The sequence below is a fragment of the Pedobacter sp. UBA5917 genome, from assembly GCF_002432345.1.
Classification (GTDB): Bacteria; Bacteroidota; Bacteroidia; order Sphingobacteriales; family Sphingobacteriaceae; genus Pedobacter.
On sequence record NZ_DJDT01000192.1, the window covers coordinates 1 to 13,560 of the forward strand.

The 13,560-nt window shown below is 39.3% G+C and carries 13 protein-coding genes; 12 read left to right on the top strand and 1 reads right to left on the bottom strand.

The genetic code is table 11. The features are described 5' to 3' along the window. The 4 genes from B2V92_RS12610 to B2V92_RS12625 all read left to right on the top strand — a co-directional run. Positions 1–4,156 (top strand): caspase family protein (locus tag B2V92_RS12610; protein ID WP_293308496.1); only part of this gene is annotated, 4,156 nt, incomplete at its 5' end. 45 nt (positions 4,157–4,201) lie between these two features. Further along, positions 4,202–4,543 carry a hypothetical protein gene (locus B2V92_RS12615; protein ID WP_293308499.1) on the top strand — a complete coding sequence of 114 codons (342 nt, stop codon included), beginning with the start codon at positions 4,202–4,204 and terminating at the stop codon, positions 4,541–4,543. Then, positions 4,543–5,460, top strand: coding sequence for a hypothetical protein (locus B2V92_RS12620; protein WP_293308502.1), 918 nt, complete (start codon positions 4,543–4,545; stop codon positions 5,458–5,460). The genes B2V92_RS12615 and B2V92_RS12620 overlap by 1 nt, the downstream gene beginning before the upstream one ends. 1 nt (position 5,461) lies before the next feature. Next, entirely contained in the window at positions 5,462–6,214 is a 753-nt protein-coding gene (locus B2V92_RS12625) for a hypothetical protein (RefSeq protein ID WP_293308504.1), read from the top strand. 142 nt (positions 6,215–6,356) lie between these two features. On the opposite strand, the gene B2V92_RS12630 is transcribed toward B2V92_RS12625, so the two are convergent. Next, complete coding sequence (locus B2V92_RS12630) at positions 6,357–7,568, bottom strand: hypothetical protein (RefSeq protein WP_293308506.1); 1,212 nt, start codon at positions 7,566–7,568, stop codon at positions 6,357–6,359. 715 nt (positions 7,569–8,283) lie between these two features. On the opposite strand from B2V92_RS12630, the gene B2V92_RS12635 reads away from it, so the two are divergent. The 8 genes from B2V92_RS12635 to B2V92_RS12670 all read left to right on the top strand — a co-directional run bounded on the left by B2V92_RS12635 (position 8,284) and on the right by B2V92_RS12670 (position 13,536). After that, on the top strand, positions 8,284–8,706 hold the full coding sequence (locus B2V92_RS12635) for a single-stranded DNA-binding protein (protein WP_293308508.1): 423 nt from the start codon (positions 8,284–8,286) through the stop codon (positions 8,704–8,706). Between the two features lie 40 nt (positions 8,707–8,746). After that, on the top strand, positions 8,747–9,832 hold the full coding sequence (locus B2V92_RS12640; protein WP_293308510.1) for a DUF932 domain-containing protein: 1,086 nt from the start codon (positions 8,747–8,749) through the stop codon (positions 9,830–9,832). 41 nt (positions 9,833–9,873) lie between these two features. Continuing rightward, positions 9,874–10,098, top strand: a complete 225-nt coding sequence (locus B2V92_RS12645) for a hypothetical protein (RefSeq protein ID WP_293308512.1) — start codon at positions 9,874–9,876, stop codon at positions 10,096–10,098. Then, entirely contained in the window at positions 10,095–10,646 is a 552-nt protein-coding gene (locus tag B2V92_RS12650) for a PRTRC system protein E (RefSeq protein WP_293308515.1), read from the top strand. The genes B2V92_RS12645 and B2V92_RS12650 overlap by 4 nt, the downstream gene beginning before the upstream one ends. After that, complete coding sequence (locus B2V92_RS12655) at positions 10,616–10,882, top strand: PRTRC system protein C (protein WP_293308517.1); 267 nt, start codon at positions 10,616–10,618, stop codon at positions 10,880–10,882. Before B2V92_RS12650 ends, B2V92_RS12655 begins: the two co-directional genes overlap by 31 nt. 203 nt (positions 10,883–11,085) lie before the next feature. Next, positions 11,086–12,063, top strand: a complete 978-nt coding sequence (locus B2V92_RS12660) for a hypothetical protein (protein WP_293308519.1) — start codon at positions 11,086–11,088, stop codon at positions 12,061–12,063. Next, a complete protein-coding gene (locus tag B2V92_RS12665) occupies positions 12,035–12,745 on the top strand; it encodes a PRTRC system protein B (protein WP_293308521.1) in 711 nt (236 codons plus the stop codon). The genes B2V92_RS12660 and B2V92_RS12665 overlap by 29 nt, the downstream gene beginning before the upstream one ends. Next, positions 12,742–13,536, top strand: coding sequence for a PRTRC system ThiF family protein (locus B2V92_RS12670; protein WP_293308524.1), 795 nt, complete (start codon positions 12,742–12,744; stop codon positions 13,534–13,536). Before B2V92_RS12665 ends, B2V92_RS12670 begins: the two co-directional genes overlap by 4 nt. Positions 13,537–13,560 lie beyond the last annotated feature (24 nt).

Here is a 13,560-nt window from a genome sequence, read left to right on the forward strand (position 1 = left end):
TGAACCGCTCTACGATGAGGCTGCGACATTTAAAAATATACATGAAGCTCTTGATTTAAGTACTGAGCCCAGAGTTGAAGAAAATGCAACTTTGATCATCTATTTTGCGGGACACGGTTGCGAAATACCAAAAGGAAAGGGGCGATGGGTACCATATGACGGAACCGGAGGAATTGTGGATACAATTTCACATGAGGATGTGTTAGCCTATGTAAAAATGAATAATTGGGCACAACATATAATTGTGATTTCCGACAGCTGTTTTTCAGGAACAATTACCAATAACGAATTCCCAATAGAACGAGGGAGAAGATCGAAAAAAGATAATTCCAGTTCTCGGATTGCGATTTCAGCAGGTCGACTTGAGCCAGTGGGCGATGGCTCACCGGGATATAACAGCCCTTTTAGTAAAACACTCTGTAGTTTTTTGGAAATGAACACCAAACCGGCGATTTCTATTCATGAGATGATTAATCGTATTAAGCAACTCACTCCCAGCAGGAGCTATCAAACACCTCAAGCAACAAGTATAGATTGTGATAAAAATGAGCATGGGGAATTATTGCTTAGCCTAGAAAGCATTCAAAATGATAAGAGACCTGAACCCTTAAAATTTCCAGAATATTTGACAACTGGGCCTTTTTTTTCAAGGATGCTAAAAAAGGAGGTTCAGGCAGATCAAGTTAGCACCTATCTTCCTAGGTCAACTGTAACAGGTTTAATTGATGGGATTGATTCATTCAATCATATAGCCGTAATTGGGGAGGCCGGTAGCGGGAAAAGTAGAGAATTAATTGAAGCTGCTAAACTTATCGAAGATAATCACCCTTATCTGGTTCCTTATTTCGCAAAACTTGGTGGTATTCATGCTGAGCAGTTGCTTGAAGAGATTTCGTCATTTACAAACGAGTACGGGCAAGAACGATCAGTATTTTTTCTGGATGGATTGGACGAGGTTAGCATAGAAAACTGGGATGGGATAGTTTCTGTTATCATGAATTCATGTAAGCGGTTCCCCCTTGCAAAGTTTGTTGTAGGATGCAGAACAAATAGATACAATTTGGATGTTTTTAACCCAGAGGTTTCTACCTTACCTGGCTTTATGGTGCTAGAGGTACCTAATTTTCAAGCAGAGGATATCGATAACATTCTGAAGGTGCTAAATATTAGTCAACAAGATTTCTATATTCAGGTAAATGCCCAACATTTTTATGATTTAATATCTCGGCCCTATTCGCTTTTCCAGTTGACTAATTATTACCAAGAACACGGAAATTTGAGTATTGCAAGATCTTTTTTAAACCAACAGGCGCTCGAATCAAACGCCGTGACGACAGGAAGTGAAACAGATCACTTCTTACAGGCAATAGCTTTTAGTCTTACGGAAATTGGTGCATCTTATGCCCAGACGAAAGACCTTTCTGCATTTGGCTTTGATCTTTCATTGCTAAGTCACCAAAGTATTCTTATTCGCGATGAAAACTCAGATTCATGGAGTTTTATCCATAAGAACTTTCAAGAATATTTAAGTGCAAAATTCCTATCCAACCTAAATGTTGAAGATATTATTGAAGTTATCGAAGAAGATAGATTGGATGGGAAAGGAATTAGTCCAGTCTGGTTTAATACTGTTTCATACCTATTTAATATTGCAGGTGAAGACTTAGCACAGCAACTGATAGCTTGGTCTAGTAGTATTGATCCTGTGAACTTACTTAAATTTGAAGCCTCAAGACTTTCAATTGACATGTGTGTTGAGGTTTATCAGAAAATTTATGATAGCTATCTAGAGCAAGATTTGTATATGATGTCCAACCGTTTTACCTCAAACGAGCTAGGACAATTTGCGAGTAATAAAATCTCACTTGAGTTAATGATAAATGCCTTTCGAAGTGAGAAGACAACTAGGATAGGGATAATGAACCATGTTTATGTCCTTTATTATGTTGCACTTCATGACTTTTCAAAGGAAAGTGATGAGATCAAATTTTATCTTTCGCGATTGCTTGGTGACCAGCGGTTGGAGCCAAACGATCGTTTAGCAATAATTAATCTCTTTGTTCAAAAGAAGCTGCTTGACGATGGCATATATGCAATGGTAATTGATAAATACCAAAACAATAATAATGCTTATCACAGGGCAATGATTTACGAGATGATCAAAGAGATGCGAAAGGCAGGTGAGCAGATACCCTATCTTTTAGAAGGAATTGAATTGCTTGCTAATAATGTCGCTGATAGGCATAGGGACGATACTAATTTAGCAGATGAAGAAGTAGGACTCTTCTCGGCAATTACGAGTATTGATTCCGTGGAGGGGATGGAAAAACTAATCGAAGGATTTTTGGTAAATGAAGGTCAACTGCTAAGCAGACTATGTTATTATCATCGTGATGCCTTCATTAAAATATTAGGGGTCTTTCGCCAAATGATTACGACTTATCCAGGATTTGTGTCGAACGTCATCAAATTATATTTAGGACTTCATTCAGGTTATCATACAGATTTTCTGGAAGATTGTGCTCAGACTTTTTTTGAAACCAAAACTGTAGGGCCTGCTTTGATGGAAATTTGGATTAAGCATGATTTGGATGAGTATGATTTAGCACAAGTAAGTACTCCTCTTTTGACTTTGGAGAGCGTTGAGGATATAGCTCAAGCTGTCATTCAAGAAGAAATTAGTATAGATCGTGGCCGAATGTTCCATCAATTACTTTATAATTTGAGAACAAAATTTCCAGATTACCTACCGGCCTTCGAATCCAGTTGTTCTGCAAAACATGATTTTTATTCTGAACGGCCAGATGAGATCGATTGGTCGCTAATACGTGAAAAGGAAAAATTAGTCTCACTTGATTTGCTAAGCAAACAAGATGCAATTATAGAAGAGGTAAAGTTAATATTTCAGGATATTGGGGGAGGTTCACTTAGCTCTACACAGATAAATGAACTTTCGAGCTTGTCTTTTAAAAACCCTGAGGCGACGATTAATCCAATTTCTTATCAGTTACTTTACCATATTTCCAGGCAACTTAAATCAGACATTGATTTGGAATCTGTGCTCCAATGGATTTCAGGTGAAAAAAATCTTATTCGTTTTCAAATGACGCGGCTTAATTCTATGCCGGATATTTCGGGTAAATCATTCTCAGCTCAAGGCTTATCTTATATTCGCTCGGCAATGAAGCAATTTCCGACCGATTACGAATTATTTTGGTCCTTAACGCAGAAGCGGATTTTGGAGAAAGACGAAGATAGATTACTTAGCTTAACTGCTAGTCTCCCGATGCTAGCTAATAATCGACTTGAAACCCCGTCACAACTGGAAAAAATTCAAAGTTTTGTTGAACCCGATAAAATGAATGAACAAATATGTAAAAACATTAGTGAAAATCTGAGCTACCCGGTCTGGTTAAATAATGCGGCCTATGCGCTTCGCAATAAACTTCAAAACTGCTATGCTCCAGTTTTAGAATCTTTGCTAAATCAACCTGAACACTCGCAACAAGATGAGTTGCTACATCTATGGATTAAGAATACTAAGGATTTTGAGGGAATAAAGAAATTTGCAACACAAACTAATTCTTTAGAATTGGCTATTTCCTCCCTTAAAATTCTCTCGAAGTTCGAACAATTTCCTGATTATGTGCAAACTCGTTGTCTAGAATTAATTGAAGATAAATCGATTGTAGAATATCAACGGCAACGATTAATCAATTTACTTATTGAGGAAAACCATCCCACTGGGTTAAAGCTGCTTTGGGAATGCTTAGATAGTAAAAAACAATACGATGTGCGTTATGCTAATTTTAGCAAAGTTAGCTCGCTAGAGGCCCTGCCAAACCTTATCAAATTGTTAAATATGTCACAAAGTCCACCATTCAACGACCCTATAATGAATGGGCTTGAAAATGAAGTTCTACGTGCATTATCTAATATTGCAAAACAATCGATTGAAAACGGTCTGGCGGTCAAGCATGCTGTTGAGGTGTTTATCGACGAGAATGTCGAAGAATTTCCAAAGGTTAAAGCACTCCGATATCGACTGGAATTTATTGAGGAAGAAACGCTTACTGCAAATCGGAAGACAAAGAAAATAGACCAAGTTATTGCCTTGGTTCAGAAATATAAACGAGCTCTTAAAGGAAATGATTAATGAAAGAAAGTTTCTTATATTTGATATCAATTATTTTAACGCTATATGAAACCTTTTATCCTTCAGTTTAAGGAATCGGCTACACTAACCGATTTCGATTTTTCAAAAATCGCCTATGATCCTGAACTTAACTTAAATGTCGATATTCAAACTGGAAATCCTGCAATTGATGTCTTGGAAATGGGGACTGAAACGGGAACTAAAGTTTTAAGCGAATCGTCGGATTCAGACGCTAACAACTTCCAAGCTATGTTGGGAACCGAAATAATAACACTTACAGGTGGCGAGGGAGTGCAGAGTGATAGGGATCGTTATCAGTTGCAAATGTTAATGGCAACCAATACAAATACAAGAGTTATTCAGGAGACCCCTGACAAGGATTTCTAATGATACTTGTTGTTACGCACAAGCAAGATTATACTGCTGATTTTCTAATTAATAAATTTAATCAACGGGGCATAGCTTACTATAGACTCAATTGTGAAGATATTATGTCTTCAATGATAAGTGTCAAAGCTAACCTTCAATTTCAATTTTCAGTCAAAGGAATAAGTAGTTTTTCTTCAGTCTGGTTTCGCAGAACAAGCCTGCCAGCTTTAAATGTCGCAGAGGCTAGCAAGCTTTCATTTCTAAAATCTGAGTTCGATAGTTTTTTGAAGAACCTTTTCTCTGTAACAGAAGCAAAATGGTTAAGTGACCCCTGGCAAGTTTATCGCGCTGAAAATAAACTTCTTCAACTCAAAATTGCAAGGCAATTAGGTTTCTCTATACCTGAAACCTTGGTCACAACTGATAAGGCAGAGGTAGTTTCCTTTTACAATGAATTCGCAAACATCATTGTAAAGCCTATCTCCGTAACGAGAAGTGATGGCGAGGGAGAGCCCATGTTTATCTACACTAGCCGAGTGGAAAAGGAACATATTGATAGAATTGATCAATTTGATTTAACGCCATGTATTTTTCAAAGGGAAATTGAAAAGTTATTGGAGATCAGGGTTACTGTGGTTGGAGATAGAGTGTTTGCTGCTAGCGTTGACTCTCAAAACCAGGAAGAAACGAAAGTAGACTGGAGGCGGAAACCCTTAAGTTTTTCAATGTTCGAACTGCCCGAAAATATAGCATCGAAATGTATATGTTTGGTGAAAAAGCTTGGGCTTTTATTTGGTGCGATCGATATAATCCTTTCACCAGATGGCTCATATACATTTTTGGAAATAAATCCGAACGGGCAATGGGTTTGGATTGAAAAGGAGACAGGACTTCTTATTAGCGAGGCAATAATAAGTGAACTAACAAATGTTTAAAATGGCTAAGATTAAAGAATTTTTTCAATCCCTTGGGCTTGGTTACACTCACCCTCAGGTGGGGCCGGATTTAGCTGCCCAAAGTTACCAGAAAAAAAGTGACAATATAGAGAAGCTAAAAGAGCATAGGGACTTTCTAAACCGCTTAGAGGAAGAGGAACAAAAACGCTTGGAATCTATAGATACTAAAGGTTCCCAATTCATCGCCCAAGTTGGGGTAATCTTCGCCTTATTGACTTTATTTATTCCAATCATTATGGATAAGGTCAGTGGTTTTCAGATCAGCTTCAAAATTATTTTGATTATTTTTTCTGTACTGGCTTCATTACTTTATGTTTTGAGTATACATAATGCCTTAAAGAATTATCGGATAAACAATTTTAAATACGTTCGTCCAAGCGCATCAAATGTTCTCGATTTCAAAGATGATGACGTAAGAGCATTCGTTGATGAAGAAATTAGAGATCTCTTGACTGGTAGGGTTCGCAATATTCATAATAATAATATAAAGGCAACTAACTTACTTCACGCTTATGTATCATTCAAATATGCAAATATTTTAACAGGTAGTTTAATTGCTCTTTTTTCCATTGCGATGGTTCTTTACAAACCTGAGAATAACGTTGTTTCCATTCAAGGACCAGTCATAATTAAGCACCTTGATGAGGTACAGAAAACTCTCGAAAAGCGTAATCAACGAAAAGATACAACTGTAGTCAATATCAAGAATGAAATTAAAGTCCCAGCCAAATAATGATATGGTTAGGGAATCTGCAAATGCGGGATTTTCTTGTTAAGAATGGTTGCGTAAACGTCGATCCTGAGGAATTTATTTGCCAACTTCGAATTAGTCATTGAAATTGTTTGTTTGAAAAAAATAAGGAGAAAAGGATTTCTCAGGAAGATTCTTGGAGGCCGAGATCGCTGCCGCCTACTTCAATACTTTCACATAATAGAACAACTTGTTCAAACGCAGTATTACAGAAAAGAAGTTCTCTGTTTACGAACTTCAATATGTCATCCATCTGTTTGTGTAGTAAAGTTAATTGTATCTCATCCGTAGCATTATCTAGCCAATGCCGAGTTCTTGATGCGCTATAAGAACCTTTTATAAACGTATTTGCTGTTTTATAATGAATTAATGGATGTCGATATCCAGATAAATCTTTATGCTCTTTCTTTAATCTATTTAAAAACCATTTGAAATGCTCATTTTTAGTGATTTCAGGGAACTTTAATTTTAATTCCTTTACAGTTTGCCTTTCGAAGAGCTTATTGTAAGATAGCGCTTTTGCTTCAAAGCAGGTTGGCATCAAGAAGAGATACAGGATATATGCAATTCTCTCATAAAACGTATAGATCTCTTCAATAGCTGCCTCTAAATAGAATATATGGCGTGTATCATAAAAACTAGGATTATGTGGGTAAACGTTGCTTCCATCCATTCTATAAAAATCATCGGTAAAATGAGATGTATATCTTCCCCACATATTCGCACAGGAAACACTATACATTATATTTCGATGAGATTCCCCGAGCTCGTGGAAGTAGTCCAAGCTCGTATCGTTTACCATTGTTGTGTTATCATTGTCCACATTCTTCCAAATACGGGTAAAGAAAGCAAATGCTTCCTGTCCGAAATATTCAGTTTCAAATATGGTCTTAACTCCTAATCGTCTGAGTTCATCTTCGTATTTCTTATGAAATTCCAGCAGTGCTTTTTGTTCAGCATTTAGAAAACTAATGTTTTCGCAATGAACACCAATGCCTTGCTGGAAATAGGCTCTTATTGTCAAGGGTAACTCCATGGGCTCTGAAAAAAATGTCCTGCCTGCATTATTATGCTCATTGATAGTGCCTCGTAAATCGAGGTCAATAACTATCTCTTCAAATTTAAAACCGTCCCTATCTATAAAAGGCGTTACCGAATAAAGATCGCTCCATTTTGCTGAATTTGGTGTAAACTCGAAGTAAGCATTTTTTGCTTTTTTGACTTTGCTGGAGAAAAAATGATGGTTTTTACGCCGCTGCATCAGCGACCATACGATACCATAATTGTTCAGTTCGATGGATTTAATAAGCTCTTTTAGGGTGTCTGGTTTTTCCATTTTCTAAGTTACCTGAATTTTCAATGCTTGATACTCGCCTTTATTTAAATTGGACTAATATAAAGATATTAATCTTCAATCAAAGCACATAAAAAGGCTGCGGATCTCGTGATTTCGCTGGCTTGAACGCATTATACCCCCTGTCTTATTCTGGATTTAGTTTTCGTTTGGGATACCGCTATTTAACTGACTCGTTAGTAGGGGTGTCCTGGATGATAAAAACTTGATGTCGAGGCCCTGTTCACAATAATGTCTTTTTGGATGCAAGATTTTGATTGTTCTGCATTTATTAGATGCGTACTTGGATGAAATAAGGTAGTGACCAACGTAACAGGAGAGTAGCCGGAAACAAGCAAAAGTTTCACTGTTCATTCGATTGTCAGGAAAGATAATGGTAAGCTGGATGAGGTTATTTGAAATGGGGCGAAAAAAAACAACATATTCCAATATTGCGAAACAGATACCGATAGTAGATAAAAATGGCTGGAGATACTTTTCAATCGAAACGGATAAAAAGGACGTGAATCTCGGTCGTTCCTTTCTCTGCGCGCGCATAATGTTTCGGCTTCGCCTCTCCACCCTAAAGGGACTTATAGCGCTCCGTTCCCTCCACTTACCCGTAATTCTATACTTTCTTTTTTTCCGTTTTTTCTTTTGAAAAGATTTTTTGGGAAAAGGAACGAAATAAGACAATGTAAACTTAAAATTTTAGAACATGGAAATCACAGGAAGATTGACAGCAGATGCGGCGGTTAAGACCGTAAACGGAAACAGAAAAGTGGTGAACTTTTCAATTGCAATTAATGACACTTACCGCAGTGGGGGCGAAACCAAAAAGTTAACCACTTTTTTTGAGTGTTCATATTGGCTCAACACAGGTATTGCAGAATACCTAAAAAAGGGAGGATGGGTTCAGCTTTATGGCCGAGTGGGCGTAAATCCTTACATCAGTGGAAGCGGAGAGGCCAAAGCATCTCTAACCTTTCATACCTCGGAGGTTAAATTATTGGGTGGGAATACAGGGAGCTTAGATAATGGCAGTGCTAAGACAACCGCTTTGAATGCGGGAAATAAGGAAGTGGCACAGATCAACCCGATAGATAAATTCGATGGCATTGACGGTGACCTGCCATTTTAACTTTTTTCATTTCTTGAACCATTTTAAACAGATATTAGTCATGGCACATAACTTAAATTATAACAGCAATACAGGTAAACACAGTTTTTTTTCAGTAAAGGAAAAAGCATGGCACGGATTGGGTAAAATTGTGGAATCCTATCCCACTTCGGCAGAGGCACTGAAATTTGCGGGGTTGGATTACAGTGTCGAAAAACGACCATTATTTACTGTGGATTCCCATAATCTGGCCATCTTCAAAGACCCGGATGCAGACGAAATGTTCAGCGGTTTTACTCCCGATATCCATGTACCCAATTTTTACTCTACAGTTCGCACAGATACAGAGGACGTTCTAGGTGTAGTCGGTAAAGATTATAAAGTGGTACAAAATATAGAAGCATTCGAATTTTTTGATAGCATAGTTGGAGGGGGAGAGGGCATCCTCTACGAAACCGCAGGGGCTTTGGGTAAAGGGGAACGCATTTTTATCACTGCCAAATTACCATCTTACATCAAGGTTGGAAAGGATGACTTAATAGAGCAGTATCTCTTTTTGACCACTTCGCATGATGGTTTCGGTAGTATCACTGCCGCATTCACACCTGTGCGAATCGTGTGTAACAACACCTTAAATGCCGCTTTGAAAAATTCCAGTAATGCAATCCGCATCCGTCATTCTTCGGGGGCAAATGACCGCCTTAGACAGGCACATACCTTAATGGGCATTTCGGGCAGGATAGGAGACGAAATGGAATCCATCTTTAACCATTGGGCTAAAGTGCGTATTACCGATGCCGACCTTAAAAAACTGATCCAAACCGCTATGGCACCAAATAAGGAGGTATTGGATAAACTGCAAAAAGGTCTGATCGATGAGGCTTCCAGTGCCTATAAAAATATTGTAGATGAGGTTTACAGCTATGCCTTGAGCGCACCCTCACAGCTGATCGATACCGCACAGGGAACACTTTTCGGTGCATACAATGCCGTAACAGGCTACTATCAGAATGCTAGAAACTTTAAGGACAACGAGGCCAAATTCAAATCCATTATCGAGGGAACAGCCAAGCAGAGAGGACAGTCAGCATTTGATTTGTGCCTAGACCTTGGGAAAAACGGTAATGTAGCTTTTCAATTAAATTAAACCATTGGGAGCGGGCAACCGCTCCCAAAAAACTTAAGACCATGAGCAGGTTAACACAAAAAACAGAATTTAAGGCGCTTATCGCAGTTGCGCAGACCTTGCACTTTTTTACAAAGCTGTCTGATAAAGGAGTTTCCGCAGGGGATGCCGTCCGCTTGCGCCATGCAGAAAACATCGTTAAAGATGTAATTACGGGCAATGGTTACACGATTATTTATAGAAACAATAGTATCGGACTTAAAACAATAAAGGAGGAAAAACCATGAGGACTAATTTTTTTCAGGCTATTCAACGCTTAAACGGTACAGGGGCATGGATATTCAATATAACATTCAGTGCAGAAAATCAGATGGTGGTTTCAGTGGTATTGAAAGATAAGGAAACCAAGGACAGCAAATTTCCATTACCCCCTATGGTTTATAGAGGAACTCCACAGGAATTGGACGAGGGTATTTTTGATGCACTCATTCAGCCAGTAGAAGAAATCAACAGCCTTTTTGCCAATATATTAGCCTACAACAAGGGGCTTGCCGATGTAAAGGCAAAAATTACAGTCAAACCTAAAGTAGAAAGTAAGAGTTCAGCAAAGGAGACAGAAAAAGGAGATGGGGGTGTAAACGTTGAAGAACCAAAGAACGAAAGGCCAAAGTTTGAGGATATCCTCTCTGAGATCAACAAACTCAATGCGGCCTGTAAATATTCCGAAGCACTCGCCCTGCTTCCTGTAGTGGAAGTGTATCCCGAGAAAAAGACAGAGATAGAGAAAATCCGCAAGGAACTGGAATGGAAAAGCAAACAGCTTTCCTTATTGTAAAACCTAAAGATAAATTTATGTTAACATCAGCAATATTACCAAGGGTGTTTATCCTCCAAGAGCGGGAAAACGACCTCCGTTTATCAGATCCGTCCAGCAATTTCAGCCCCGAACAGGTCATGGATTTTTATTCGGGCAATTACCCGATCTTAACTACCGCAAAGATCGAGGGGCCGGAAATTACGGGCGATGAAATCGAATACAGGTTTATTACCACATTGGGAACAAAAGGATAGATAATGAAAAGGAGGATAAAATGTATCAAAACCAAACCTTACTCCAAGGAGTACTATCTGCACCAACAGCTCGCAAGGTTGGTGCAGAGCCTAGACGAAATTCCCGACCTTGCGGCCGTCAGAAATACCCGCCGGAAGCCTGCACCACTCAACCTTGTGGAAATGGTTTTCTGAATTATGCTTTTCCTCCTATGGTTATGGGGATGCCCGACGAACTGCTTAACAGGAAGATGGTAGAAAAAGAGTTTTTTGCCTCGGCAGAAAACCTGTGCAGCCTCTACGGAATTTCCTTTGAAAGGCCGGATGGCCTCATATATCCCAAAAATGTTGCTTCGGTATTTAACGAATTAAAGCAGAAGATTGGGGCAATAGATGGTGAGCTTACCCTTAATCTCATGTCGTGGGAGGGCAGGACGGCAAGTTTGGCTACACTAAAAAGGTATGATACAGGAATGACCCTGTTCTATCTGCCAGTTGAACCACTGCACAGGCTCTTACAGGACAAAGCCCGAAAGGAAACCGCAGAACTTTTACTTTCCGTATGTGCCTATCTTTTTCAAATTGCAGGGGTTTCCTATCACACTGAGGACAGCAGTTACCTTAATTATGTCTACACAATGGTAGAAGAATGGAGTATTGAACCGGAATGTTTTGAAACTGAGATAGAGCAGGAGCAGTTTTTGGAAGAAGTAGCCTACATGAAAAATGCAAGTGAGAAGCTTTTTTCAAAGATCAATGGCCCCCAAAACCTTAATGCCTTAACGAAAAGATATACCACATACCAACCCCTAAACGAAACTGAAACAGCACTTAAAAATATTGCTGAAAGGATATGCACATTGAGGCAAAATCATCCCGACCGCTCTATTATGGACAGTATATACCATGATTCGTTTTCGATGGAAATCGAGGGGGAGAGCATTATTTCAGCTGACCAGTATATATCTTTTTTTTGGAGCAGTTTTGATTGCCTTTACGATCAGCTGATGGAATCGGTGAATGCCGAACTAAATGAAATTGGCGGGATAGATGAACCTTTGAGCATTCAGTTTTTTGATTCCCCGCAGGGAACTGTAAACCATGACCTATCCTTTGAAAAGGAGTTCTTTGATCTCCTGCACGAAATATCGGATAACCTAAACAGTTTTGAACATGAAAAACATCACACCATTACTGGATAAAATTTATCAGCCCTATAAAGCTTTATTGTTTTATAGCTCCGAGGCTGAAAGTAGCCATTATGTGGAAAGCTATGATATAAATAGTCAAGGCAGACCAATTAATGCCCACCCCCTTTCGGTAAAAGAAAGTGAACACCTTGCCAGAGGGCTGAAATATACCATTGAGAAAAGTTCTTTCTTTCTAAAACCAGAGGGGCTTATCCCCGAAAATGTACTTCATTATAATAGCAGTGGCGATTGCTGTGCAGTATGGTTCACTGGCGAAAGAAAACAGCATCTGCTTTTTAAAAAGGAACTCGGGATTGATAACGGGGAAGCTTACCTGCCACCTTTGCTTTGGCGTGCTACAAAATCACAGGTTTGGCTATGGGCATTGGGCAATGGAGATAGACCCAATCTATCCACGCCACTACATTTTGCGCCGTTCTTTAACACTTATTCCGATGGGCGCATCTGCATGGGAAACGTAGATGTTGATTTTCCCGATGGATGCAGCCTCGAAAAATTTATAACAGAATGGGAACGGTTTTACTTTGGTTCGGCTTTCAGTCACCTTTTGGACGGGGTTTCACCTGTAAAAGGGAATATTGTCCAGTTATGGAAAAAGCAGACCGAAAAGGGGAAATCCTTTCCCAAAAGCATTTTGAAAAAAACAGGCAGGAAACTTAAAGATATATTATGATGATTAGCGATAAAAAACGAGTACATATCGTTTACCCTTATCTATTAAACCCGACCAATCCCATATCGGTAAATCTGATCGGTGCAGGGGGAACGGGCAGTCAAATGCTTACCGCTCTTGCCCGCATTAACCAGGCGCTGAATGCGCTTGGTCATGCAGGGCTAAATGTTACCGTTTATGACCACGACGCAGTTAAGCGCGCCAACCTTGCAAGGCAACTGTTTACCGAAAATGAGGTGGGCTTGAATAAAGGTGTGGCACTGATTAACCGCCTTAACCGCTTTTTTGGAACAAACTGGAAAGCCGTTCCTATTCGCTTTGCCAAGGACGGTAAAGAACCTAGATTGGCTAACGTAACTATTTCCTGTGTTGATACGGTTGCGGCTAGGATCGAAATTGAGGAAATACTCCATTTAGCAGTTGCAAAAGCGAGGCATCGGGATTCTCCAATTTATTTGCTCGATTTGGGAAACAGTAAAGATTCGGGGCAGATGGTATTATCTACAATAGGAGCGGTCAAGCAGCCGCAGTCTAATACATTCGAAACTGTAGACACGCTTCCCTCACTTATTGAAGAATATAAAAATATTCAAAACAATGGTTTAGAGGACGAACAAACCCCAAGTTGTTCACTTGCAGATGCATTGGGGAAACAGGATTTGTTTATTAATTCAGCAATGGCCAATATGGGGGCTTCCCTGTTGTGGAAGATGCTAAGGGAGGGGCTAATAGAACAGAGGGGATTTTACTTGAGTCTAGGGGGCTTTAGGTCACAGCCAATAGCGCTTTAAACTATCGTGGAAATTCCCCGGCGG